The following is a 24,173-nucleotide window of genomic DNA, read 5'->3' as shown; positions in this document are numbered from 1 at the left end:
ACGCTTCTTCATGGGGATGTCCTCATGTGGCTTATGAAGACATTACTAACATCGGGGTGTACTAATCAACGGGGAGCAGGTCAGTCAGAGGGAATACATTCGCAGACTACACAGATAAGGGGGGGAATTTTTGCAAAGCAGCAGATGATGAAGGCTCTGCAACGGATAAATATTCTGGTAATAGCCGTCTGACATTTACCCAAAATCGATGTAAGTGGCTAGGCGCTGGTACTGGTGGAGTTATGCTTTATTCATCAGGAGTAGCCGCTTCTATTACTGATAACTCTAGCGAAAATAGCCTCATAGCGATAAAACTTGGATACCCATCTTCATATGCTGTTATTGATAGACTCTACAACGAAATGCTGGCAGGGGGGCAAAATGTAATTGAAATTGGAGATAATATAGCTGCACCTGTAAACAATTACACTGGCATTAGTATTAAAAATGTATATTGTAATTTCCATGGGCTTAACACTAACTCTTTCATTAGAACAGCAAATAATTCAGTTTTATTAAATGAGATTATATTAGATGATGTAAATATTACTAATACACCGCCTGTGACCGCTTATATTCCCCCAATTGTAAAGATTAACGACTTAGCATTTCAGAAGATTATTGCTGGAAGAATTTCAGCAGCTAATATGCCACTATTGCCAATGACAACAAACTACGTAGCTGTAGTAGATAAATATGGGATAGATATTCCGGCATTAAACTCAGATCTCGTGTATATAGACAATGCAACTGTGTCTATACCAGCAAATGCATCAACGGCAATCGCCCCAGGATGGTTTGCTAAGTCCTCTGGAGCAGCTACATTTACCAGGACTGGCGCTGGCACTCCAAGACAAGATTTAAGGAATGCTAGATACATAGGATCGCTATCTGCTATCGCTGGAGCTACAAGTACGATTTATTTCCAGTTCCCAAGAGCTGATCTTATCAACTATGAGTTCGTTACTATTCAGTTCCTAATCAACACATCCCAGGCGGTAACTAATGTCGTTAAAACATCTATTTACAACCCAGACGGAACTAAGTATCAGTTGGATTTGCGAAACCTTGATTCCGCTGCCTCATGGAGTGAAGCTACAATCACCATTAGCTCAAGGGATGCAAATTCATCAGGCTCGTTAGTTACTGTAGAGATAGGAAATAGCCACCCATCAGCAATGACCACCTATGTCACTGGATTTAGGATGAATAGGGGCCAATATGGTATGTGCGGAAGGGCTAACGCCTTGAGCTATGCGGAAACTGAAAGAATGAAGTCTGATTATTCATACATAACACCGTAAGCAACAAATGCGCCATCCAGGGATGATCCAGATGGCGCTTCCTTTATTTCAGTATTTTATTTACTACAAATATGCTCATGAAAGAGCAAATCACCTCAAAAATAAAATCCACCCTGAATCCAGATATAAATACCGTTGGAGAGAAACCCATGGCTGTTACAGATATAACGCCAACTAACAACGCTACAATTGGAATGAGGAATGAATGGTCATGATAAGTCAAGTCAAGCATAATAGTAACCAGGCATGTCAATAACATTGTCAGTAATACGTAAGACATATACTTGTACAATGTAAAGAATGTCTCTCCAGAGATATCTCCCAAATTAAAAAAGAAATGAGAGTTCATGGCTGGTGAAAGAAGTCTAATTAACTGCAATATGGCATATGCAAAGGAGAAAACTATAGAAAACTTAACGGAGATGCTAAGCTTTCCAATAGTGAGCCTGTAATATGATAGCAGGATGCAGAAAATAATTAACGGTAGATTAACAACATATATGATAAGTTCATTAATCTTATCAAGGCCTAATGAAAACTTTATGAATACATTATAGTATTTGAACTGTGGCAATCTATTCCATGTTTCAAGATATAGCCTTTGCTCACTCCCAGGAGATTTTATACAAATGATAAAATTAACTAAAACAATCACGAAAAGTAGTACGCTAAATTTAGTGATGTAGTCTCTTTTAAATACAAAAGCTAAAGCCATTGCGACTAAAAAACAAAGCGCGGCTTGCTCCATATAAGAAATATAAAACGCAAGAACTACGGATATTATTTTGTGGGCTTTTGAATCGATCCCTGATAAAAAAACCGAGAATACATAGAATGCCACTGATGTAGGTAATAAATAGTTATAAAATCCTGTAACCCAGAATACAGAGTCATTTATTACCTGAACTGGCATGCTTGCAAACAATATAACGAACAATGCTATTGGTATTAAACCCGTCCTGGATGATGTCATCTTGCAGCAAGAGTATGCCAACAAGAGCAGAGACGCAGGAATACCAAATAACCAAAAGGTGCGGTATCCTATAGTGCTTATCATCAAAGCGTCAACCAACACCCTGCCACTCCATGTCTGGTATTGGTGAGAAAGAAAACTTATAAATTCACCACTCTCAAAAGCAGAGAGGTAAAAAGCATCGTCGTTATAGTCACGCAACGATACGTTCATGGATATTGTTAATAAATAGAGTGTCGCCATAGATATTAGCGATACCCCTATCCATTTATTTGCAACTGAATCTTTTGGCATGACCAACTCCGCTATAATCCTCTGATATTACTTCAATCTCTCCACTGTAATCATCTGCATTGAAAATGCGTTTAGAAGCTGAGAAACCAGCCCTGTCGTATGAGAGTTTCTTGTTAAAATAACGAGTTACGTCAGGCCTCATGACAACTGACGACATAACCTCCACAGCCTCTCCGTTCGTCTTATAAGCGAAAACGCGATTAATAGATGATGGCTCGCCTTCAGTGAATGCCCACCCGACGACCTTTATGCGGTGTTTATCAAAAGAGCACTCATCAACATGGACATTCTCGAGGTCCATAACTACACTCTTTGGCTTGTTCAGAGTACAGGCGTTCCAGACTAAAAAAACAAGCAAAACAATTAACGCAGAGGCAGCAGTTAAACAAAGCCATATATAGTTAATATATCGATTAATAAAATCAGGCATAGGATTCACTTATTCCTTCTCTTAAGGATGTAGCGAGGTCTACCCTTGGACTCTATGTATATTCTTCCTATGTACTCACCTAGAACTCCAATGCCTATGAGTTGCACTCCACCGAGGAACAGAACCGAAACAAGTAGCGATGGATACCCGCGGACTGGATTCCCGAAGGCTAAAGTATCAATCACCATCCATGCTCCGTAAAAGAATGACATCCCAGCAACGGCTAAACCAATGTATGTCCACATTCTGAGCGGGAATGTTGAGAAGCTTGTTATGCCCTCAAGCGCGAGATTCCATAACTTCCAGCCATTGAATTTTGTATTTCCGGCAACTCGTTCTGCGCGAGCGTACTCAACCACATCAGTACTTCCGCCTACCCAGCTTAATACTCCCTTCATGAAAAGGTTGCGCTCAGGCATGAGTTTAATGTTTTCAACAACTTCGCGAGACATCAGGCGGAAGTCACCTACGTTTTCTTCGATCTGCGGATTGCTGATTTTGTTATGGAGCTTATAGAACCACTCAGCCGTTTTGCGTTTCAGTCGGCCATCTGTAGAACGATCGGTTCTCTTAGCCAGCACCATATCAGCCCCGGCCTGCCATTTATCAACCAGATGCGGTATTACCTCGATAGGGTCCTGAAGGTCTACGTCTATTGGGATAATTGCGTCACCCCTTGCATGGTCAAGGCCAGCGAAAAGTGCGGGCTCTTTACCAAAGTTGCGCGTAAAGGACAGTGGAACCACAAGCGGATCGGCAACAGCAAGCGCGTTAATAATTGACTCGGTCGCGTCTTTACTCCCATCATTGATGAATACTATCTCTACCTCATATTTTTTAAGGTCTTCAAATTCCCGGACGGTTTTATAAAAAATAGGTATCGCGTCTTCTTCGTTGAAGACAGGAACTACCAGTGAAATCTTCATTTTGCTTCCCTAAAAACTACATATCTTGAATAAAAGAATCCGCAAACAAGGCTCAACAGCGAGAACTCTACAAGAGTGATGATTGGCGATATCTGATAGTAATCAGAAAGCTTACCTACTAAAACGCTCATCAAACCCATGAATGTCACGAAGAGAAAATATCCTTTTGCTTTCGGCTTGGACTTGAAGGTGAAAGCTGCGTTTGCGAAGAACGAAAATGTTACCGCGACAGCGAACGCCAGGAAGTTGGCGGCAGCCTGGTTAACCGAAAACGTATAGACACCCGCTGCAAAGACAATCCAGTGGATGGCGGTGTTGAACACCCCTACAGTTAGGTACTTCGAGAATAACTTAAGCATATGAGTTGTGTGGTCGTTTTAAAATGAAGCGGAGTTTACCACCTAAGACCAATCTGATCAGCACTTGATCAATTTCAAAAGCTGAAATACTGTATATGCATACAGCAACTATCGGAGGTGAGTTATGGGATTCCCGAGCCCTGCAGCAGACTATGTAGAGGAGCGCATATCGCTCGACAAGCGACTTATCGCTCATCCATCAGCCACGTACATGATGATAGCCGGCGCGACATATCTTCGTGCGGGGATCATGAAGGGTGCCATGCTCATCGTCGATTCATCACTGACGCCAAAAGACGGTTCTTTGCTTGTCTGTGCTGTAGAAGGTGAGTTCAGGATCATGCGATACAGGACACATCCTCATCCGCACCTGGAAAACCCTGAAAATGGAAGGAGGGAGTCGTTACCGTTGAAGGATGATGTCTCTGATACTTCACGGCCGGTGTTTGGGGTGATCACCTATAGCATCAACGATGCGCGTTCTGGTGAGTTCGACGACTGCCCGGTGATGTGATGGGGCATGGGTGGGGCATAAAACAGCACTCGTTCTAAGGTGAACTTAGACGACTGATGATTTCAACGACTCTAACCATCTGTTATTTGGTGCGCTCTTGGACGATCTTTGTCGATTATGAAAAATGTATGCTCATGTGATGGGGATGCAGGTCTAAGACCTGGACGATCTTCGCTGGCAGCCTTAGCGCTTTAATGCCACAATATTTTTTTCTTCGAATGCAGGAAAGATGATGAAAAAAATAGCAATTGCTGGCGCGCTGCTGGCACTCACCGGGTGCGTACAGGTAGATAGCTACAAGGATGTGATTAAACATCCTGTTCCGGCACATCTGGCGGGATACTGGCAGTCAAAGGGGCCGCAGAGCAAAATGGTCAGCCCGGAGGCGATTGCCACGCTGGTGGTGACGGAGGAGGGCGATACGCTGGACTGCCGTCAATGGCAGCGCGTAATTGCCGTGCCGGGAAAAATCATGCTGCGTTCAGACAGCTATTACAACGTAACCAGCAAGCTGGATATCTACCCGCTGGAGCGCGATGGCTCGGTGCTGGAGTATGATGGCATGGAGCTGCAGAAGGTCGATCGCCCAACGGTGGAGTGTGCCGATTACCTGAGCAAAAATCCGCTGGAAAGTAAGCTACCGTAGCTGTTTTTGGTGTTTGCACCCTCTCCCTGTGGGAGAGGGCCGGGGTGAGGGCATCTGGCCGCACTCTTCAAATACTACAATGCATCCTCAATCACCCACACGCTCACGCTTCCGCCTTTGCAGGTAAATGTCCCTTCGCCATCCGCTGCGGTGGTCACCGTTTCTTCACGATTGCCGAGAAAATCACGCCAGGTTTTGTTGCCGTAGTTTTCCCCAAGGCAAATCACCTTCTCGCCATCATCACCGTTGGACATCACCACCACGCAACCGGGATCCTCTTCCGTGCCACTGCGGCTGAATGCGATGCAGTTAGGGTGGTCAAAAAACAGCGTCTGCACGCCGTGGGCAAAGCGCTGACGGGCGAGGATCAGCTCGTGCAGTTGCTCAATCACCGGCATATCAATGTGGTAAGTTTCACCGTCTCCCCCGGTATCGTCATAGCTGGCGCCAAAGAGATCGGGATAAAACACGCTCGGCACGCCATTTTCCCGCAGCAGGATCAGGGCGTAGGCCAGCGGTTTAAACCAGGCTTCCACCGGGGCTTCAAGCGCCTGCAACGGCTGGGTGTCATGGTTGGCAACCAGCGTCACCGCATGGAACGGATCGGCCTCCACCAGCGTGCCGGTGAAAATCTGGCTCATGTCGTAGTCCCGCCCCTGGCGCGAGGCCTCGTGGAATTTCATCTGCAGGGGGGCATCAAACAGCATCGTTTTCCCCTCGACCTGATTAATATAACCCTGCAGTTTATCCACCTCGTGGGACCAGTATTCCGCGACAATGAACAGCGGCTGCGTCGCCACTTCCTGAACGTGTTCAATCCACTCCTTATAGAACCAGGCGGGGATGTGTTTGACCGCATCCAGGCGGAATCCGTCGCAGCCGGTTTGTTCCATGACCCAGCGCGCCCAGTACTTGATCTCCTCCGTCACGGCATGGTTACGGAAATCGATATTTTCGCCCATCAGATAGTCGAAATTACCCATTTCGTCATCGACCTGATCGTTCCAGCCTTCGCCGGTGTAGTCATTGACGATTTTGAAGATGCCATCCTCATCGGGGTTTTCGATGTGGTCGATGCCGCTAAAGCATTTGTAATCCCAGACGAACTGCGAATACTGTCCGGCGCGGGCAGGGAAGGTGTAACGGGTCCAGGCTTCGCACTCGATGATTTCATCATCGATTTGCGTGCGGTCCTGTTCGTTCACGCGCTGAACGCGAACGTGCTCTTTCTCATCGGCGCCCATTTTGTGGTTAACCACCACATCCAGCAGCACCGCGATGTTATTACTTTTGAGCGCATCAATGGCTTCCAGAAGCTGGGCTTTATCACCGTATTTGGTGGCAACACTGCCTTTCTGGTCAAACTCGCCGAGATCAAACAGATCGTAAGAATCATACCCGACCGAGTAACCGCCCGATGCGCCTTTATAGGCTGGCGGCAGCCAGATCATATTGATGCCGATTTCGTTAAGATTGGGGGCTAATGCCGTGACCTCTCGCCACAATTCACCGCCTGCAGGGTAATACCAGTGAAAGCATTGTAACAGGGTGGGGTTTTTCATCGTCCGTGCTCCAGAAGCCGTTTGGCTGACTTCTGGAGTATGGATGAAGAAATCATAATTGTGTGTCGCGGGTCAAACTTTCTGGATAAAGAATATTCCCTGACAGCTTTCCATAGGTTGATGTGATGGATTGCTGTTTACCGGTTTGATCAATGAGGCTGCGCAGTTCGTCCATGCGGACTGCAAGCAATTCCTTAAGCTCGCGCTCATTTTTCAGAATGTTATCGAGAAACCACCTTGCCTGCTCAATCTGGGAGGGTGAGTCGCTTAAAATCGGGTGTTTCGAAATCGTTTCAACCAGTAAAACGTAATCAATTTCGTGTTTTATTAGCTCATCCCATAGACCTGAATGCGCGAGCTTTAACATTTTGATACTGAGTCTATAAAGCGCCTGCCAGGCGCTAAGTGAAGAGCTGGGATTATTCATCAAAAAGTATCCTGGAAGGAGGTGGCATTAGGGCCTATTTGTTTCCATGCGTCAGCAATGTTATTTATTAAATCCTCTACCTCGACAATCGCTTTTGGGTCATTATGCAAATTTGCCTGTAATAACCTCCTAACCATGTAGTCATATAGCGCGGAGAGATTAGCAGACAAATCACCTTCAACTTCCATATTTAGCCCCGCCTTCAGGCCATTGTCGATAATATTGATCGCCTTGGATAAAGCTTCCCCTTTTTCACTGATGCGCCCCTCCTCAAGAAAGAGGCGAGCGCGAACAAGGGCACTCAGTGCCCCGTCAAAAAGCATGGTCACAAGCTGATGGGGACTTGCGCTCATTACTGCACTCTCCAGTCCAATCTGCTCGTACGCTCTTGCGCTATTATGTGAGTACATTAACGTTCCTTAGCTACTTGGAGCTAAATTGTTGCGTTAGATAACTTGCCGTGTTGTTTAATTTACTGACTAACGTATCTAGACTGGTAAACTGTGCCTTATAGCGTGCCATGGTGGCTTCGATACTGGCTTCCATCGCATCGTAACGTTTGCTTAACGTTTTGAGCGTGGTGTTAATACCGTCAGTAGCATTTTTGATTATTCCTTCTTTACCTGCCGTTGTGCTCAGCATGTTGGTGAGTGTGATACCCATCTGGGTCGCCAGACCGTTTGTCTTGCCGTCGCCCATAAAGTAGGCTTGCACCCCTTCTGGATTATCGCTTAGTGCTTTGGTCAGTTTAGTGGCGTCAACCTTCAAATTACCCAGCGTGCCATCTGCACCCTTAGTGGGATCCTGAGTGACGCCCAATTGTGCCAAAATTGCGTAAGAGCCGGATTGTACCTCGGTCAACAATCCACGTAACTGTGCCTGTACAGAACGTACGGTGCTGTCCCCAAGTAATGCGCCATTGTTTGCAGATTGATCCTCACCTGCTTCAACTTTGGTATATTTGGTAATAGAGGTTATGGTTGACTGCAGGGAGTTATAAGCGGTAGCCCAGTCGGTGATCGCCTTTTGTGTGGCATCTGTAGAACGATCTATGATCAGATTTTCGCTACTGGTGCTTTCAGACTTCAGGCTCAGTGTGATGCCTGGCAGTGCATCGGTGATGGTGTTAGTAGAACGCTCGACGGTGATACCATTTATATCGACCTTCGCATTTGTAGACGCAACTTTCTCCGTCATTCCTCCGGAACCGGTTGATGACTCGTAGCCAATGATACCTTGCAGCGTATCATCACCGCTCACGGTTATGGTCATATCATTTTCTGTGCCCGTCGTTTTGGACGTGAGCATCAGTGTGTAATCACCATCTTTCGCCTTAACAACGCTGGCAGTGATGTTGCCATTAGCTTTATTAATAGCGCTGGCAATACCATTGAGCGATGTATCAGAATCGGAAAGCTCAACAGTAAGCGGCTTATTGACCCCTGTTTGTTCAATGGTAATAGTACGTGTGCTGCCGGTGGTCTCACCAAGTTGTGCCGTTGCGCTGGCCTGACTGGCTGAAGTCAACATCTGTGACTTAGCCATCGAGAGAACCCGAATATTGTAATTATTGACGCTGGCTCCCGTTGTAGTGGTGGCAGTAAAGGAATTGTTGGTTGAGCCTACAGACGTCGCATTCCAAGTGTCCGCTTTTGCCAGCGCTGCCGTAGCAGTATTCAGGCTTTGCATGGCGCTTTGCAGTTTACTGAATGCGCTCAGTTGTGCGTTATATGAGCTTTGCTGGTTAGTGATCGTTGTTAGCTTTGTATTTTCAGCATTTTCAAGATTTGTGTAAAGGGTTTGGAGGTCCAGACCAGAACCCACGCCCAGGCTACTAATTGTTGCACTTGCCATTAGTTAATTTCCTTTAGTCAATGGTAGCAATGGTAGTTTCAGCTAGTTATCGGCGTTATTTAAAATTAGTTTAAGGTTAATGAAAAAAAATTATCGTCCGAATAGAAGGTGGGCCTGTTGCCATATAGGGCTATTGATTTGTTCCGCTTTTCGCACCAGATAAGATGCACTCAACGTTAGCTTTCTGATCATGAATAGGGTGGTGTGTGGTGTTTTTCTTTTAAAACAGTAAGTTAAAAAAAATTCATCAAAATTTCTAAAGTCTTTTTCAGGTGCGTCGATAACCCTGTAGACGGTGAGAGACGCCGTGAGTGTTAGGCACCGAACCTTGAATCCAATTTGAAGGAATTAAATTATGGCAGTAATCAATACTAACCTGTTATCCCTGTCCACTCAGAACAACCTGAACAAATCTCAGTCTGCTCTGGGCACTGCGATTGAGCGCCTGTCTTCTGGTATGCGTATCAATAGCGCTAAAGATGATGCTGCTGGTCAGGCGATTTCTAACCGTATGACCGCTCAGATTAAAGGTATGACTCAGGCTGCCCGTAACGCCAACGATGGCATCTCCATGATTCAGACCGCTGAAGGCAACCTGAACGAAATCAACACCAACTTACAGCGTATTCGTGAACTGTCCGTACAGGCAGCAAACGGCACCAACCAAAAAAGTGATCTCGACTCTATCAACACTGAAATTACCCAGCGTATGAGCGAAATCAATCGTATTGCAGGTGCTGCAAACTTCAACGGTAAAAACTTGCTGGATGGTTCTCAGAGCGGCGGAGTGAGCATCCAGGTTGGTGCTAACACGGCTTCAGGCGATACCATCACCATTGGCTCTGACTCCCTGATTAATGCTCAGCTCAGCTCTCTGGCTTCTGGTACGGTTCTGTCTGGAACCGCATCAAATATCACCGATACTACCTCTGCGCAAGATGTTATCGATGCAGTTGACACTGCGCTTAAGGGCATAGATGGTGCTCGTAGTAATCTGGGTGCGATGCAAAACCGTTTCGAATCCACGGTGAATAACCTGAACAACTCTGTGACTAACCTGTCTGCTGCACAGTCCCGTATTCAGGATGCTGACTACGCCACCGAAGTTTCCAACATGTCACGTGCGCAGATCCTGCAACAGGCTGGTACTTCTGTTCTGTCTCAGGCAAACCAGGTTCCACAGACTATGCTGTCTCTGCTGCGTTAATCTGTACCCCTTTGATATTCAGAAACCCGGCAATGCCGGGTTTTTGTTATCCGGACCAACCCTTTCCCACGTTGATAGATGTGAAAATATTATGCGAAAAATTTTACTAACCATTGACAGACTCGAGCATTACGGTCAACACGAGAGTATTTTTTTTGATCTGGTTGAATATTTTCATCGTCACGGCTGGCAGGTTGATATTGTTGCTAGAGCTTTGGGGCGGTACTGGCAAAATAGCCTTAATTTTATTAGTGAAAATAAAACCATTCGTTTTTTGGAGCAGAGTCAGGTTAGCCTGCACGACGCCTACGATCTGATGTGGATATTTAATGGTTATATTCCCACCTCGCTAAATACCGCCTTTATGCAAGGGAAGTTTGTCGCCACAGTCTTTTTTCATCATTTCTATAGCTATGCTGATTATGATTTACCCTACGGTTGTGAGGTAGAGAATGCGCTATCAAGCATCAGTCTGGCCTGTTCCACTACCAGTTATGTTCGTTTAGTTGAGAAAGGGATTAGACAATCACGATTAAAAGTATTCCCGCTCACGATTAACAATCACTTTGCTTCAACAAAGGTCAAGTTATCTGGTAAGCTTGAAAAAATCCTGCTTATTTCTTCCGGATATAATAATAATTTATTAGATCAAATTGAGGCATTCAGCAGAAAAAAAATCAAACTGGATTACTACAATTTGGATTCTATGCCTAGCCCCGTAACGCCAGAATTACTCTCACAATACCAGCTGGTGATTGGCGATGAAGGCCGCGTGGTGCTGGCCATGAGTATGGGGTTACCGGTAGTGATTTCGGACGGCATCTCCTCTCATGGTTATTTGACTGAAAGTAATTTGCTCGAACGCAGCGATTACCATTTTGGCCTGACGGGTGCAAAAAAGATCACGAATCAACATCGCTGGGCACAAGAGATCGTTGAGGGCTACTGCCAGGCAGCCCTCTGGGCGCGGGAATTTCGTGCCGAGGCAATCTCACAATTTTCTCTGGACACTATTGTCGGCAAAATTCTTGACCGAGCCCCCGCACCAAAAAAATTGCAAATTACCGAAGAGCAGGGACGTCGCCTCGAATTTCACCGCAAAGTCATGGAAAGTCTCGGCGAAGAAAAAACGCGTTCGGTCAGTAGCTGGCTGAAAGACAGAAAGCCTGACCAGTTGCGTTCCGCAATTGTTGCGACTTTGCTTCAATCCTTCCCTGAATGTGCCAGCATTGCAGCCATTGTTATCGATCGTGTGGGAGCACAGAATAAGCTGCGCATGACACTCGATTCGCTAGAGAAGCAAATACTCAGAGCAGAGTCTGTATGTATCATTGGGATAACCGCAACGGAGCTAAATCTGGCGGTAGAAGGGATTACGTCAGCGAAGGTATTGATAATTGATGCGGGCGATACCCTTGAAGAGCATGCGTTGCTCACCTTTGCCGAGTTTGCGATGCGGGAACCGCAGAAAGAATTCTGGTATTTTGATGAACTGATCGTCAGAGACAATAAAGAAGATGGCTTAATCCTAAAGCCAAAATGCGATATTGATATGCTGCGTGCGCATCCGTATATCGGTTCGAGTGTGATTATTGCTACCGAGGCGATACGTCGACACAAAGGATTTGATACAGCCTTTCCGACACTGGGCCATATCGATTTATGTTGGAAACTCATAGAAGAAAAAGGACCTGCCGTTATCGGGCATATCCCGGAGGCGCTGATTGCCAGAGCTGTGAACATGAGTGAATGGTGCCAGGAACCGGCCATCAGGCTGGAGATCAAGAGCATCACTGAAGGGCATTTATACCGCTGTGGCATTCTGGCAGAGATCAAATCTATTGAAAATGACGGTATCCAGAAGGTGGAGTATGCGTTACCTGTTGCCGCGAAAGTGTCGGTAATTATTCCAACCAAAGATCGTTTCGTTCTATTACAACGCTGCATCGATTCGCTGATGGAGAAAACGTATTACCGTCAGTATGAAATCATTATTATCGATAATGGTTCAACGGATAAAGATGCAAGAATTTACCTGGACCAGCTTGAGGCATTACAGCTTGCACAGATCAAAGTGCTACACTGGGATGCTGACTTTAACTTTGCCGCCATCAACAACTACGCGAGCCGTCATGCAACAGGGGACTACCTGTTGTTTATGAATAACGATATCGAAATCGTCGACGGTAACTGGATGGGGGCACTGCTTGAACATGCGCAGCGTCCGGAGGTCGCGATTGTCGGCAGCAAACTGGAGTATCCGGACGGGACTCTCGAACATGGTGGCTACATTACCGGCGTTAACGACGGTGTGATCGTTGGCGGGAAAGGCAGCCAGGCGGGCGAGAGCGGTTTCCTGAGTTGTCTGAAAATCCCTCGCGGCGCTCATGCCGTCAGCGCAGCTTGCATGATGATGCGAAAGGCGGTGTTTGATGAACTCGGTGGTTTCGATGAAGTTCATTTCCCCATTTATTACGCCGATGTTGATCTGGCCTTAAACGCGAAAGCGCAGGGGTATCTTACCCTCTGGACGCCTTTCAGTACGGTAAAACACATGGGAGGTGCCACACGCCTGTTCCCGGAAAAATTCGCAGTGGTCGCACATGCGGATGACTCATGCCATGACGCGCTTTTGGGTAAATGGGGGGCGGAACTGGCGCGCGATCCTTATTACAACCCGAATATGAACCGTCTCGGCTCAGCGTTTAGCCTGAATACCCGCATGTCGCGTTTACCTCATGTGTTGCCAGGCAAACCGTTGCCGGTAGTTATGGGCTCGCACGTTAACTGGACAGGCTGCGGTAATTATCGCGTCATCAAGCCTTTTCGAGCTTTACAGCAGGAACTGAAGGCCGATGGTGGATTGATTCTCGGTTTGCCAACGGTGATGGAAGTGGCACAATTCCAGCCCGATCGTTTAATACTGGAAGTACCGATCGCCGACGATATTCCCCAGACGGTGAGGCGCTATCGCCAGGTTTGTGATGCCAAAATAATCATGGAATTTGATGATTACTACATTAATGTCCCGGAGAAAAACATTTTCAGGAGCAATATACCAAAAGATATCCAGAACCGATTGAGTGCGGGTATGGCGCTGGCTGACTGGGTTGTTGTATCTACAGAGCCTCTGGCAGAAGCGTACTCTCGTTTCCATTCGGATATTCGCGTAGCGAAAAATAGGCTGGATATGGATCTGTGGGGACATCTTAAGTCCACGAAACGGCGAGGGGAAAAACCACGTGTGGGCTGGGCTGGCGGGTCGAGCCATACCGGCGATCTTGAAATACTATTGCCGCTCATTCGTGAATTACAAAACGAAGTGGAATGGGTGTTTATGGGCATGAAACCAGTAGGGGTGACATGCGAGTTCCATTTGCCTGTGCCATTTGAACATTACCCGCAAAAACTGAGTGAATTGGATCTCGACCTGGCGTTAGTTCCGCTGGAGATTAATCTGTTCAACGAATGTAAAAGCAATTTGCGTTTGCTGGAACTTGGCAGTTGTGGGGTTCCTATTATCTGTACAGATATTGAACCTTACCGTTGCGGCTTGCCTGTGCAGCGGGTGAAAAATACGCCTGAAGCATGGATTGCTGCCGTTCGTGAACACATTTATGCCGGCGATGCGCTTGAGCGTGCCGGAGATGCGTTACGCAGCGCCGTACATCGCGATTGGATGCTAAAAGATAGCGGCCTGGATGACTGGCAGCGCGCTTGGTTAGGCTAATGTCTGAAACTATAAATGGGTGAGAGTTATATGTATCAGGGTAAAAAAATTGGTGTGGGGATTGTCACTTATAATCGTAAGGAAGGCTTACTTAAGCTCTTTAACTCTCTTCCACGCGAATACATCGATGAACTGGTTATCGTCAATGATGGTGAACATTTTGATGAGTATTCAGCGTTGGAATGTCACTATATTCTTAATGATGAAAATGCCGGTGTAGGGATCAGCAAGAACCGAGCATTATCGTACCTGCGTGAAAGAGACGTGGATCATTATTTTCTTATAGAAGATGACGTGTTTGTAAAACATAGCGACGTCTTTTTTCGATATATTGAACTGTCGCGTCTGACGGGCGTGCAACATTTTAACTTTAGTCAGCACGGTAAACAAAATGTTGATGAACATGGACATCCGCGTGTACGGATGCGTTGTGATTACGGTGCTGAAAAACTCTTTATGTTTCCCTTCTGCGTGGGAGCGTTCAGCTACTACACTGCTCTGGTGATTGAGACTGTCGGTTTGATGGACGAACGCTTCTATAATGCTATGGAACATGTTGAGCATACCATCGCGATTATTAACGCCGGTATGCATCCCCCGTTCGGTTATTTTGCTGATATCGCGGATTCGCAAGAATATATTGGCGATGAAGGCTGGAGTCTTACACAATCAACGATTTCAGGTGAGTTAAATTATCGTGCAATTCTAACTGTTGCCCTTCAGTATTTTAACCAGAAACATGGTTACCTGCCCGCAGACATTCCATTTGAAAATGCAAACAAAACGACCAAAATACTAGAAAAAATACATGGCAGATATGGTGCGAAAAACTAGTTCCAAGGAACAATATTTTCATGCGATCAGCTGCAGATGCAGGCTTGCGTCGGCGTGCCTTTTTTCACCTACAGTCAAAATAACCGTCTATTTCACCCATTATTCACCCGATTAAAACCCCTGCAGAATCGGATAATCATGCCGATAACTCAACTAACGCAGGGCTGTTTATCGTGAATTCACTCTATACCGCTGAAGGTGTAATGGATAAACACTCGCTGTGGCAGCGTTATGTCCCGCTGGTGCGTCACGAAGCATTGCGCCTCCAGGTGCGTTTGCCGGCGAGCGTGGAACTGGACGATCTGCTACAGGCGGGCGGTATCGGGTTATTGAATGCAGTTGACCGATACGACGCTCTGCAAGGAACGGCATTTACCACTTACGCAGTTCAGCGTATTCGTGGTGCGATGCTGGACGAGCTGCGCAGCCGGGACTGGGTGCCGCGCAGTGTTCGCCGCAACGCGCGCGAAGTGGCGCATGCGATGGGGCAGCTGGAACAGGAACTGGGACGCAACGCGACGGAAACGGAAGTGGCGGAACGGCTTGGTATTCCTGTTGAAGAGTATCGTCAGATGTTGCTCGATACCAATAATAGCCAACTCTTCTCTTATGACGAGTGGCGCGAAGAGCATGGCGATAGCATCGAGCTGGTGACGGATGAGCATCAGCAAGAAAACCCGTTACACCATTTAATGGAAGGTAATTTACGCCAGCGCGTGATGGAAGCCATTGAAGCTTTGCCAGAGCGCGAACAGCTGGTGTTAACCCTCTATTATCAGGAAGAGCTTAATCTCAAAGAGATTGGCGCTGTTCTGGAAGTGGGAGAGTCGCGGGTAAGCCAGCTGCACAGCCAGGCCATCAAACGCTTACGAACCAAGCTGGGTAAGTTATAGGTGATTGATTCACCTGAAAAATGCCGCACAACGTATTGACAACCAGGAGTTATCATGACGGTGCAGCAATCTAAAAGACGGCCTTTAAGCCGCTACCTGAAAGACTTTAAACACAGCCAGACGCATTGCGCCCACTGTAACAAGTTACTCGATCGTATCACGCTGGTTCGTCGTGGCGAAATCGTCAACAAAATTGCGATTTCTCGTCTCGACACGTTGATGGACGAAGCCGCGTGGCTCGAAGAGCAGAAAGAGTGGGTGGCGCTTTGCCGTTTCTGTGGCGATCTCCACTGCAAAGAGCAAAGCGACTTCTTCGATATTATCGGTTTCAAACAGTTCCTGTTTGAACAGACCGAGATGAGTCACGGGACCGTTCGCGAATACGTAGTTCGCCTGCGTCGCCTGGGACAGCATCTGACCGTGAATAACATTTCCCGCGATCTGCTCAAGACCGGCTATCTGGATGAAAACCTGGAGCCGTGGCTGCCTGCGACCAGTACTAATAACTACCGTATTGCGCTGCGCAAGTACGCACAATATAAGGTCCAAATGCCGGCGGCGGTAAAGCAGAAAGCCCACGCCGGGACAACTTCTGATATATATTAAAAAAGAATAAGATGTAGCGCAGTCGCCTTTGACCTTGCAGGCGATTTCTCTACACTACACAAAAATTCCACTATATCGGGGTACTTATGAAATTAGCACTTCTGGGTCGTCAGGCGCTGATGGGCGTTATGGCCGTTGCGCTGGTCGCGGGAATGAGCGTGAACACCTTCGCCGCAGAGAACCTGCTTAACAAAGTGAAAGAGCGCGGTACGCTGTTGGTCGGGCTGGAAGGAACCTATCCTCCGTTCAGCTTCCAGGGTGATGACGGTAAACTGACCGGTTTCGAAGTGGAATTTGCGGAAGAACTGGCGAAACACCTTGGCGTGAAAGCGTCCCTGAAACCGACCAAATGGGACGGTATGCTGGCGTCGCTGGATTCCAAACGTATTGATGTGGTGATTAACCAGGTGACCATTTCTGACGAGCGTAAGAAGAAGTATGACTTCTCCACGCCGTACACCGTGTCCGGTATCCAGGCGCTGGTGAAGAAAGGCAACGAAGGCTCAATCAAAACGGCCGCGGATCTGAAAGGTAAAAAAGTCGGTGTCGGTCTGGGAACCAACTACGAAGAGTGGCTGCGCCAGAACGTTCAGGGTGTGGATATCCGCACCTATGATGATGACCCGACAAAATACCAGGATCTCCGCGTTGGCCGTATCGATGCCATCCTGGTTGACCGTCTGGCGGCACTGGATCTGGTGAAGAAAACCAACAACACCCTGGCGGTCGCCGGTGATGCGTTCTCTCGTCAGGAATCAGGGGTTGCTGTCCGTAAAGGTAACGAAGACCTGGTCAAGGCGATCGACTCCGCCATTGCGGATATGCAAAAAGACGGCAGCCTGAAAGCGCTTTCTGAGAAGTGGTTTGGGGCAGACGTCACCAAATAAGTCTTTGACGTTAAAAAAAGGCGCTTTTAAAAGCGCCTTTTTTATTTCTTACGCGTCTGCGTGCATAATGAAAAATATCACATTTTGTCTGAGTTACCGGAGAACCCATGTCACTACAGAATTTAACGCGCTTTCCCCGCCTGGAGTTTATCGGCGCGCCGACACCGCTGGAGTATCTGCCGCGATTTTCTGACTATTTAGGACGCGATATTTTTATTAAGCGTGATGACGTGACGCCAATGGCGATGGGGGGCAATAAGCTGCGCAAACTGGAGTTTCTGGCGGCTGACGCGCTGCGTGAAGGGGCTGATACCCTCATCACCGCAGGCGCGATTCAGTCCAACCACGTTCGTCAGACGGCGGCGGTGGCGGCAAAACTCGGGCTGCACTGTGTGGCATTGCTGGAAAACCCAATCGGTACGCGGGCAGAAAACTACCTGACCAACGGAAACCGTCTGCTGTTGGATCTATTTAATGTCCAGGTTGAAATGGTCGACGCGTTAACCGACCCGACCGCACAACTCGATGAGCTGGCCACACGTCTGGAAGCACAGGGTTTCCGTCCCTATGTCATTCCAGTGGGCGGGTCGAATGCGCTGGGTGCGCTGGGGTATGTGGAAAGCGCGCTGGAAATTGCTCAGCAGTGTGAGGGGGCGGTAAGCCTCTCCTCAGTGGTGGTTGCTTCCGGCAGTGCGGGGACGCACGCGGGGCTGGCCGTCGGTCTGGAGCAACTGCTGCCGGAGGTGGAGCTGATTGGTGTAACGGTATCGCGCAGCGTTGCAGATCAGAAACCCAAAGTGGTGAGCTTGCAGCAGGCGGTGGCCGGGCAGCTGGAGCTGAAGGCAAAGGCCGATATTCTGCTCTGGGACGACTATTTTGCGCCGGGTTACGGCACGCCGAACGAAGAGGGGATGGAAGCGGTTAAACTGCTGGCGCGCCTCGAGGGGATATTGCTTGATCCGGTCTATACGGGCAAAGCGATGGCCGGGCTTATTGATGGCATTGCGCAGAAACGCTTTAAGGATGAAGGGCCGATTTTATTTGTGCACACCGGCGGGGCGCCCGCGCTGTTTGCCTATCATCCTCATGTCTAAAAATCAGGTCGAAAAATAATAATGCAAGAAAGTATTCAACTGGTTATCGATTCGCTGCCGTTCCTGCTGAAAGGCGCGGTGTTTACATTACAACTCAGTATTGGTGGCATGTTCTTCGGCCTGGTACTCGGGTTTGTGCTGGCCTTAATGCGTATGTCGCCCGTCTGGCCGGTGCGCTGGCTGGCTCGTTTTTATATCTCTGTGTTTCGCGGCACGCCGCTTATCGCGCAGCTCTTTATGATCTACTACGGTTTACCGCAGTTCGGGATTGAACTGGACCCGATCCCGGCGGCGATGATTGGTCTGTCGCTTAATACGGCGGCGTATACCTCGGAAACCCTGCGTGCGGCAATTTCGTCGATTGATAAAGGGCAGTGGGAAGCCGCAGCCAGTATCGGTATGACACCGTGGCAAACCTTGCGCCGGGCCATTCTGCCGCAGGCGGCGCGGGTGGCGTTGCCGCCGCTCAGCAACAGCTTTATCAGCCTGGTGAAAGACACCTCGCTGGCGGCGACGATTCAGGTGCCGGAGCTGTTCCGTCAGGCGCAGCTTATCACCTCGCGCACGCTTGAAGTGTTTACCATGTATCTTGCTGCCTCGCTGATCTACTGGGTGATGGCAACGGTGCTGTCTGCCCTGCAAAACTATTTTGAAAACCAGCTTAACCGCCAGGAGCGTGATCCAAAATGAGTGCTATCGACGTTAAAAACCTGGTGAAGAAATTCCACGGGCAAACGGTGCTCCACGGGATCGATCTGGAGGTGGAGCAGGGTGAAGTGGTGGCGATTATCGGCCCGAGCGGCTCAGGAAAAACCACGCTGCTGCGCAGCATTAACCTGCTTGAACAGCCGGAGGGAGGCACCATTCGGGTTGGGGAGATCACCATTGATACCGGTAAATCCATCAGCCAGCAAAAAGGCCTGATCCGCCAGCTGCGCCAGCACGTGGGGTTTGTTTTCCAGAGCTTCAATCTGTTCCCGCACCGGACGGTGCTGGAGAACATTATTGAAGGTCCGGTGATTGTGAAAGGTGAACCAAAAGAGGAAGCCACGGCGCGTGCGCGTGAACTGCTTGCCAAAGTGGGGCTGGCAGGGAAAGAGACCAGCTATCCGCGTCGTCTTTCGGGCGGGCAACAGCAGCGTGTGGCGATAGCCCGCGCGCTGGCAATGCGCCCGGATGTGATCCTCTTTGACGAACCCACTTCTGCGCTCGATCCTGAGCTGGTGGGCGAGGTGCTTAACACTATTCGTCAGTTGGCACAGGAAAAACGCACCATGGTCATTGTGACTCACGAAATGAGCTTTGCCCGTGACGTCGCCGACCGGGCTATTTTCATGGATCAAGGACGGATTGTGGAGCAGGGGCCGGCAAAAAGTTTATTTGCCAACCCGCAGCAGCCGCGAACCCGTCAATTCCTTGAAAAATTCCTTATGCAGTAGCATTTTTGCACGCATTTGCTCCAGATTTTTCTTCTGGAGCAAATTATTCTCTCGCGGTTTCGTCTGCCATGTTTTTTTATTCCGCTCAGTACAGATAAACCTTATCAAAACTAAAGTTAATTGTGCTATTGCCGATATTTTGTGGTTAGAAATAAGTTTTATGTGTTAGGTTATATTCACCTTAATAATGAATATCATTTCAGAGGCTTCATTTAGTAAGTATGAAGGATTCAGACTTTTTCACCTGGCGACGGGATTGCTTCCTCCGGTTTCAGGCACTGACCAGTGCCAGTGAGGTATATCAGGAACTACAGCGACAAACTCAGGCGCTCGAATTTGATTATTACGCACTCTGTGTACGCCATCCTGTGCCATTTACGCGCCCCAGGATATCTGTACACGCCACGTATCCACAACGGTGGATGGCGCAATATCAGTCAGAGAATTATTTCGCCATTGATCCAGTGCTCAAACCGGAGAATTTCATTCAGGGCCATTTACCCTGGACGGATGAATTATTCGCGGATGCTGAGGCATTATGGAATGGCGCACGCGACCATGGCTTGCGTAAGGGAATAACACAGTGCCTGATGCTGCCAAATCACGCGCTTGGTTTCCTGTCCGTTTCGTGTACCAGCGTTCAGGCGGGCGCGATCACCAGCGAAGAATTAGAGCTGCGGTTGCAGATGCTGCTGCAAATGGCGTTAACCAGCCTGCTGCGTTTTGAAGATGAGATGGTGATGCCACCCGAAATGAAATTCAGCAAACGTGAGCGGGAAATTCTGAAATGGACTGCTGAAGGGAAGACATCAGCGGAAATAGCGATCATTCTCTCTATCTCGGAGAATACCGTTAACTTCCATCAGAAGAATATGCAGAAGAAATTCAACGCGCCAAACAAGACGCAGATTGCGTGTTACGCGGCGGCGACAGGGTTAATCTGAGCAGAGAGAACGTTCTGCGTGCCAGACGAGATAACGGCTGAATGCAACACATTCAGCCGTTTTTTTTACTGACGGTAGGCTTGTTTAATTTGCTTAACGGTATTGGCAAATACCGCTGACTCAGCCTGGTTTTCCATCTGCGCGATTTGCTTTTCCATTTTAATGATCACACGTCCGGCGTCAGCCTGACCCATTGCCTGTAACATCAGCGTCAGCAGGGCTTTCAGGCAGTTGACTTCCTGGGCCAGTTCCTGGCTATTCTCCGCAGTTGCAAATTCAGGTGTGCTCATTTATTTTCCTCGTTATAAAACAGCGCTCGCGCGCGATGATGCAAGTCAAGGCGGCGGAGTATACCACAAGCTGTTCCAAAAAATGCAGCGGTTGTTTTTCATACTTTTCCGCAGGGTGTTTATTTGCATAAACACCGCGTGCCAGTAAACTGTACAGGGTCGAAGATTATTAATTGTTTATGGCCGGTTCGCTTGCCGTTAATTATTGTTACAAAAATTTGAGAACTGTTTTTTTGACCGTGACGGGGCAGCTATTTTTGTAACCTTTTGAATACAGATGCTTAAAAAAAGCCGTACAAGCGCTCACCGCGCGGGCTTTCTTTCCAGCATCTGTACAGGCTAATTTCCAAAAACGCGAGCGAAATCGAATAGCCGGTTTTTTAACGTTTTAATCTTGTGAGGAAAAACGTTAATATAAAGCCAATTATCACTCAGTAGCGTTATCCCTATTCTGGAGACATTCCCTTTGATCAACGTCCTTCTTGTTGATGACCACGAACTGGTGCGCGCAGGGATACGACGCATTCTTGAAGATATAAAAGGTATTAAAGTTGCCGGTGAGGCGTGCTGTGGCGAAGATGCCGTTAAATGGTGCCGCACCAATTCAGCCGATGTGGTGCTGATGGATATGAACATGCCCGGTATCGGTGGGCTTGAAGCAACACGCAAAATCGCGCGTACCTTTGTTGACACAAAAGTAATCATGCTGACCGTACATACCGAAAACCCGCTTCCTGCGAAGGTGATGCAGGCAGGGGCGGCAGGTTACCTCAGTAAAGGCGCCGCGCCGCAGGAAGTGGTGAACGCGATTCGTTCCGTCTTTGCCGGCCAGCGTTACATTGCTTCCGACATTGCGCAACAAATGGCGCTGAGCCAGATTGAGCCGGAGAAAACCGAATCTCCGTTTGCCAGTTTGTCTGAGCGTGAATTGCAGATTATGCTGATGATCACCAAAGGCCAGAAGGTAAATGAGATCTCGGAGCAACTGAATCTCAGCCCGAAAACGGTGAACAGCTATCGTTATCGGATGTTCAGTAAACTGAACATCCACGGTGATGTTGAACTGACTCATCTTGCCATCCGTCATGGTCTGTGTAATGCGGAGACGTTATTAAGTCAGTGAGTGATGTATTTGATTCAAAAGCATTTCTGAAAACCGTGACCAGCCAGCCTGGCGTTTATCGCATGTATGACGCTGGCGGTACGGTTATCTACGTGGGGAAGGCGAAAGATCTCAAGAAACGCCTCTCCAGCTATTTTCGCAGCAACCTTGCCTCCCGTAAGACTGAAGCGCTGGTCGCGCTCATCCAGAATATTGATGTCACCGTCACCCATACGGAGACAGAAGCACTCCTGCTTGAGCACAACTATATTAAGCTCTATCAGCCGCGCTATAACGTTCTGCTGCGGGATGATAAATCCTACCCGTTTATTTTTCTGAGCGGCGATACCCATCCCCGGCTCGCGATGCACCGTGGTGCGAAACATGCGAAGGGTGAATACTTTGGGCCGTTTCCTAACGGCTATGCCGTACGTGAGACGCTGGCGCTGCTGCAAAAAATCTTTCCTGTTCGTCAGTGCGAAAACAGTGTCTACCGTAACCGCTCGCGCCCGTGCCTGCAGTACCAGATTGGCCGCTGCCTGGGGCCCTGCGTCGCCGGGCTGGTTAGTGAAGAAGAGTACGCGCAGCAGGTTGAGTACGTGCGCCTGTTTTTAGCCGGTAAAGACGATCAGGTCCTGACCCAACTGATTGCCCGTATGGAGAAAGCCAGCGCCGCGCTGGAGTTTGAAGAGGCCGCGCGCATACGTGACCAGATTCAGGCGGTGCGCCGGGTGACGGAGAAACAGTTTGTTTCGAACACCGGTGACGATCTCGACGTGATCGGCGTTGCCTTTGATGCCGGTCTGGCCTGTGTGCATGTGCTGTTTATTCGTCAGGGCAAAGTGCTCGGCAGCCGCAGCTATTTCCCGAAAGTGCCAGGCGGTACGGAGCTGGGTGAAGTGGTTGAAACTTTTGTCGGCCAGTTTTATCTGCAGGGGAGCCAGATGCGCACGCTGCCATCGGAGATCCTGCTTGATTTTAACCTTGCCGATAAAACCCTGCTGGCCGATTCCTTATCCGAGCTGGCGGGACGCCGGGTGAATGTCCAGACCAAACCGCGCGGCGACCGTGCACGTTATCTGAAGCTGGCGCGTACCAATGCCGCGACAGCGCTCAGCACCAAACTTTCCCAGCAGTCGACGGTGAGCCAGCGTTTAACGGCTCTGGCGACGCTTCTGAAATTGCCGGAAGTGAAACGCATGGAGTGTTTCGACATCAGCCATACCATGGGGGAGCAGACCGTTGCCTCCTGCGTGGTGTTCGATGCGAACGGTCCGCTGCGTGCTGAGTATCGTCGCTATAACATCACCGGCATCACCCCGGGGGATGACTATGCGGCAATGAATCAGGTGCTGCGTCGTCGCTATGGTAAAGCCATTGAAGAAAGCAAGATCCCGGATGTGATCCTGATTGACGGCGGGAAAGGGCAACTCGGCCAGGCGAAGGCGGTCTTTGAATCCCTGGATGTCAGCTGGGATAAAAACCATCCCCTGCTGTTGGGGGTGGCAAAAGGGGCCGATCGTAAAGCCGGGCTGGAGACGCTGTTCTTCGAGCCGGAAGGTGAGGGCTTTAGCCTGCCGCCGGATTCCCCGGCGCTGCATGTTATTCAGCATATTCGCGATGAGTCGCACGATCATGCCATCAGCGGTCACCGTAAAAAACGGGCGAAGGTGAAAAACACCAGCACGCTGGAGACCATTGAAGGCGTTGGGCCAAAACGTCGCCAGATGCTGCTGAAGTATATGGGCGGATTGCAAGGATTACTCAACGCCAGCATGGAGGAAATTGCAAAAGTGCCGGGTATTTCGCAAGGGCTGGCAGAAAAGATCTACTACTCGTTGAAACATTGAGGGCTCTG

General features: G+C 48.5%; 25 protein-coding genes. 15 read left to right on the top strand and 10 right to left on the bottom strand.

The window, feature by feature from the left end; genetic code table 11:
• Nucleotides 1–242 precede the first annotated feature (242 nt).
• A complete protein-coding gene (locus AX755_RS25380) occupies nt 243–1,304 on the top strand; it encodes a hypothetical protein (RefSeq protein WP_146095412.1) in 1,062 nt (353 codons plus the stop codon).
• Nucleotides 1,305–1,347: 43 nt separating this feature from the next.
• Here the strand turns inward: AX755_RS25380 and AX755_RS17055 are convergent, their stop codons facing one another.
• The 4 genes from AX755_RS17055 to AX755_RS17035 are packed head-to-tail and all read right to left on the bottom strand — an operon-like array spanning nt 1,348 to nt 4,286.
• Entirely contained in the window at nt 1,348–2,571 is a 1,224-nt protein-coding gene (locus AX755_RS17055; RefSeq protein WP_127348423.1) for a DUF6056 family protein, read from the bottom strand.
• Complete coding sequence (locus AX755_RS17045; RefSeq protein WP_045620333.1) at nt 2,546–3,001, bottom strand: hypothetical protein; 456 nt, start codon at nt 2,999–3,001, stop codon at nt 2,546–2,548. The genes AX755_RS17055 and AX755_RS17045 overlap by 26 nt, the downstream gene beginning before the upstream one ends.
• Before the next feature lie 5 nt (nt 3,002–3,006).
• Nucleotides 3,007–3,927 (bottom strand): glycosyltransferase family 2 protein, encoded by a 921-nt coding sequence (locus AX755_RS17040; protein WP_062857136.1) that lies wholly within the window; start codon nt 3,925–3,927, stop codon nt 3,007–3,009.
• Nucleotides 3,924–4,286, bottom strand: coding sequence for a GtrA family protein (locus AX755_RS17035; RefSeq protein ID WP_062857135.1), 363 nt, complete (start codon nt 4,284–4,286; stop codon nt 3,924–3,926). Before AX755_RS17035 ends, AX755_RS17040 begins: the two co-directional genes overlap by 4 nt.
• A gap of 124 nt (nt 4,287–4,410) precedes the next feature.
• On the opposite strand from AX755_RS17035, the gene AX755_RS17030 reads away from it, so the two are divergent.
• Together AX755_RS17030 and yedD are read left to right on the top strand one after the other, a co-directional pair.
• Entirely contained in the window at nt 4,411–4,800 is a 390-nt protein-coding gene (locus AX755_RS17030; RefSeq protein ID WP_062857134.1) for a HumD family translesion DNA polymerase, read from the top strand.
• 232 nt (nt 4,801–5,032) lie between these two features.
• On the top strand, nt 5,033–5,446 hold the full coding sequence (yedD, locus tag AX755_RS17025; protein WP_013096004.1) for a lipoprotein YedD: 414 nt from the start codon (nt 5,033–5,035) through the stop codon (nt 5,444–5,446).
• A gap of 74 nt (nt 5,447–5,520) precedes the next feature.
• On the opposite strand, the gene amyA is transcribed toward yedD, so the two are convergent.
• The 4 genes from amyA to fliD are packed head-to-tail and all read right to left on the bottom strand — an operon-like array spanning nt 5,521 to nt 9,289.
• The gene (gene amyA, locus AX755_RS17020) at nt 5,521–7,008 is read right to left on the bottom strand and encodes an alpha-amylase (protein WP_062857133.1); all 1,488 of its coding nucleotides are present in this window, start codon (nt 7,006–7,008) and stop codon (nt 5,521–5,523) included.
• A gap of 52 nt (nt 7,009–7,060) precedes the next feature.
• Complete coding sequence (gene fliT, locus AX755_RS17015) at nt 7,061–7,435, bottom strand: flagella biosynthesis regulatory protein FliT (RefSeq protein ID WP_062857132.1); 375 nt, start codon at nt 7,433–7,435, stop codon at nt 7,061–7,063.
• Entirely contained in the window at nt 7,435–7,845 is a 411-nt protein-coding gene (gene fliS / locus AX755_RS17010) for a flagellar export chaperone FliS (RefSeq protein ID WP_062857131.1), read from the bottom strand. Before fliS ends, fliT begins: the two co-directional genes overlap by 1 nt.
• 13 nt (nt 7,846–7,858) lie before the next feature.
• Nucleotides 7,859–9,289 (bottom strand): flagellar filament capping protein FliD, encoded by a 1,431-nt coding sequence (gene fliD / locus AX755_RS17005; RefSeq protein WP_062857130.1) that lies wholly within the window; start codon nt 9,287–9,289, stop codon nt 7,859–7,861.
• A gap of 355 nt (nt 9,290–9,644) precedes the next feature.
• Between fliD and AX755_RS17000 the strand changes: the two genes are divergently transcribed.
• The 10 genes from AX755_RS17000 to sdiA all read left to right on the top strand — a co-directional run bounded on the left by AX755_RS17000 (nt 9,645) and on the right by sdiA (nt 20,923).
• Nucleotides 9,645–10,496, top strand: coding sequence for a flagellin N-terminal helical domain-containing protein (locus tag AX755_RS17000; protein WP_062857129.1), 852 nt, complete (start codon nt 9,645–9,647; stop codon nt 10,494–10,496).
• A gap of 91 nt (nt 10,497–10,587) precedes the next feature.
• On the top strand, nt 10,588–14,226 hold the full coding sequence (locus AX755_RS16995; protein ID WP_062857128.1) for a glycosyltransferase: 3,639 nt from the start codon (nt 10,588–10,590) through the stop codon (nt 14,224–14,226).
• Between the two features lie 15 nt (nt 14,227–14,241).
• Nucleotides 14,242–15,060, top strand: a complete 819-nt coding sequence (locus AX755_RS16990; protein ID WP_062857127.1) for a glycosyltransferase family 2 protein — start codon at nt 14,242–14,244, stop codon at nt 15,058–15,060.
• A gap of 173 nt (nt 15,061–15,233) precedes the next feature.
• Nucleotides 15,234–15,953 (top strand): RNA polymerase sigma factor FliA, encoded by a 720-nt coding sequence (locus AX755_RS16985; protein WP_013096018.1) that lies wholly within the window; start codon nt 15,234–15,236, stop codon nt 15,951–15,953.
• Nucleotides 15,954–16,007: 54 nt separating this feature from the next.
• The gene (gene fliZ / locus AX755_RS16980) at nt 16,008–16,559 is read left to right on the top strand and encodes a flagella biosynthesis regulatory protein FliZ (RefSeq protein WP_013096019.1); all 552 of its coding nucleotides are present in this window, start codon (nt 16,008–16,010) and stop codon (nt 16,557–16,559) included.
• Nucleotides 16,560–16,645: 86 nt separating this feature from the next.
• Nucleotides 16,646–17,446, top strand: coding sequence for a cystine ABC transporter substrate-binding protein (gene tcyJ, locus AX755_RS16975; RefSeq protein WP_048972056.1), 801 nt, complete (start codon nt 16,646–16,648; stop codon nt 17,444–17,446).
• Between the two features lie 107 nt (nt 17,447–17,553).
• Entirely contained in the window at nt 17,554–18,540 is a 987-nt protein-coding gene (gene dcyD / locus AX755_RS16970; protein WP_014832456.1) for a D-cysteine desulfhydrase, read from the top strand.
• Between the two features lie 21 nt (nt 18,541–18,561).
• Entirely contained in the window at nt 18,562–19,230 is a 669-nt protein-coding gene (gene tcyL / locus AX755_RS16965) for a cystine ABC transporter permease (protein ID WP_013096022.1), read from the top strand.
• Nucleotides 19,227–19,979 (top strand): L-cystine ABC transporter ATP-binding protein TcyN, encoded by a 753-nt coding sequence (gene tcyN / locus AX755_RS16960; RefSeq protein WP_013096023.1) that lies wholly within the window; start codon nt 19,227–19,229, stop codon nt 19,977–19,979. Before tcyL ends, tcyN begins: the two co-directional genes overlap by 4 nt.
• 221 nt (nt 19,980–20,200) lie before the next feature.
• Entirely contained in the window at nt 20,201–20,923 is a 723-nt protein-coding gene (sdiA, locus tag AX755_RS16955; RefSeq protein ID WP_023622078.1) for a transcriptional regulator SdiA, read from the top strand.
• A gap of 65 nt (nt 20,924–20,988) precedes the next feature.
• On the opposite strand, the gene AX755_RS16950 is transcribed toward sdiA, so the two are convergent.
• A complete protein-coding gene (locus AX755_RS16950; protein WP_013096025.1) occupies nt 20,989–21,213 on the bottom strand; it encodes a DUF2594 family protein in 225 nt (74 codons plus the stop codon).
• The gene (locus tag AX755_RS26095; RefSeq protein WP_418250438.1) at nt 21,200–21,280 is read right to left on the bottom strand and encodes a hypothetical protein; all 81 of its coding nucleotides are present in this window, start codon (nt 21,278–21,280) and stop codon (nt 21,200–21,202) included. The genes AX755_RS16950 and AX755_RS26095 overlap by 14 nt, the downstream gene beginning before the upstream one ends.
• A gap of 399 nt (nt 21,281–21,679) precedes the next feature.
• On the opposite strand from AX755_RS26095, the gene uvrY reads away from it, so the two are divergent.
• A complete protein-coding gene (gene uvrY, locus AX755_RS16945) occupies nt 21,680–22,336 on the top strand; it encodes a UvrY/SirA/GacA family response regulator transcription factor (RefSeq protein ID WP_013096026.1) in 657 nt (218 codons plus the stop codon).
• Nucleotides 22,333–24,165 (top strand): excinuclease ABC subunit UvrC, encoded by a 1,833-nt coding sequence (gene uvrC, locus AX755_RS16940; RefSeq protein WP_013096027.1) that lies wholly within the window; start codon nt 22,333–22,335, stop codon nt 24,163–24,165. Before uvrY ends, uvrC begins: the two co-directional genes overlap by 4 nt.
• The last annotated feature ends 8 nt before the right edge of the window (nt 24,166–24,173 follow it).

The sequence above is a fragment of the Enterobacter sp. SENG-6 genome, from assembly GCF_001605945.1.
Taxonomy (GTDB): Bacteria; Pseudomonadota; Gammaproteobacteria; order Enterobacterales; family Enterobacteriaceae; genus Enterobacter; species Enterobacter cloacae.
Note: the sequence above shows the minus strand (reverse complement) of the source record. Positions and strands in the feature narration are given on the sequence as shown.

Excerpts from the sequence above, each read along its gene's own strand:
- AX755_RS25380 (WP_146095412.1), top strand. The coding sequence starts at position 243 with ATGCTTTATTCATCAGGAGTAGCCGCTTCTATTACTGATAACTCTAGC.
- AX755_RS17055 (WP_127348423.1), bottom strand. The coding sequence starts at position 2,571 with ATGCCAAAAGATTCAGTTGCAAATAAATGGATAGGGGTATCGCTAATA.
- AX755_RS17045 (WP_045620333.1), bottom strand. The coding sequence starts at position 3,001 with ATGCCTGATTTTATTAATCGATATATTAACTATATATGGCTTTGTTTA.
- AX755_RS17040 (WP_062857136.1), bottom strand. The coding sequence starts at position 3,927 with ATGAAGATTTCACTGGTAGTTCCTGTCTTCAACGAAGAAGACGCGATA.
- AX755_RS17035 (WP_062857135.1), bottom strand. The coding sequence starts at position 4,286 with ATGCTTAAGTTATTCTCGAAGTACCTAACTGTAGGGGTGTTCAACACC.
- AX755_RS17030 (WP_062857134.1), top strand. The coding sequence starts at position 4,411 with ATGGGATTCCCGAGCCCTGCAGCAGACTATGTAGAGGAGCGCATATCG.
- yedD (WP_013096004.1), top strand. The coding sequence starts at position 5,033 with ATGAAAAAAATAGCAATTGCTGGCGCGCTGCTGGCACTCACCGGGTGC.
- amyA (WP_062857133.1), bottom strand. The coding sequence starts at position 7,008 with ATGAAAAACCCCACCCTGTTACAATGCTTTCACTGGTATTACCCTGCA.
- fliT (WP_062857132.1), bottom strand. The coding sequence starts at position 7,435 with ATGAATAATCCCAGCTCTTCACTTAGCGCCTGGCAGGCGCTTTATAGA.
- fliS (WP_062857131.1), bottom strand. The coding sequence starts at position 7,845 with ATGTACTCACATAATAGCGCAAGAGCGTACGAGCAGATTGGACTGGAG.
- fliD (WP_062857130.1), bottom strand. The coding sequence starts at position 9,289 with ATGGCAAGTGCAACAATTAGTAGCCTGGGCGTGGGTTCTGGTCTGGAC.
- AX755_RS17000 (WP_062857129.1), top strand. The coding sequence starts at position 9,645 with ATGGCAGTAATCAATACTAACCTGTTATCCCTGTCCACTCAGAACAAC.
- AX755_RS16995 (WP_062857128.1), top strand. The coding sequence starts at position 10,588 with ATGCGAAAAATTTTACTAACCATTGACAGACTCGAGCATTACGGTCAA.
- AX755_RS16990 (WP_062857127.1), top strand. The coding sequence starts at position 14,242 with ATGGGTGAGAGTTATATGTATCAGGGTAAAAAAATTGGTGTGGGGATT.
- fliZ (WP_013096019.1), top strand. The coding sequence starts at position 16,008 with ATGACGGTGCAGCAATCTAAAAGACGGCCTTTAAGCCGCTACCTGAAA.
- tcyJ (WP_048972056.1), top strand. The coding sequence starts at position 16,646 with ATGAAATTAGCACTTCTGGGTCGTCAGGCGCTGATGGGCGTTATGGCC.
- dcyD (WP_014832456.1), top strand. The coding sequence starts at position 17,554 with ATGTCACTACAGAATTTAACGCGCTTTCCCCGCCTGGAGTTTATCGGC.
- tcyL (WP_013096022.1), top strand. The coding sequence starts at position 18,562 with ATGCAAGAAAGTATTCAACTGGTTATCGATTCGCTGCCGTTCCTGCTG.
- tcyN (WP_013096023.1), top strand. The coding sequence starts at position 19,227 with ATGAGTGCTATCGACGTTAAAAACCTGGTGAAGAAATTCCACGGGCAA.
- sdiA (WP_023622078.1), top strand. The coding sequence starts at position 20,201 with ATGAAGGATTCAGACTTTTTCACCTGGCGACGGGATTGCTTCCTCCGG.
- AX755_RS16950 (WP_013096025.1), bottom strand. The coding sequence starts at position 21,213 with ATGAGCACACCTGAATTTGCAACTGCGGAGAATAGCCAGGAACTGGCC.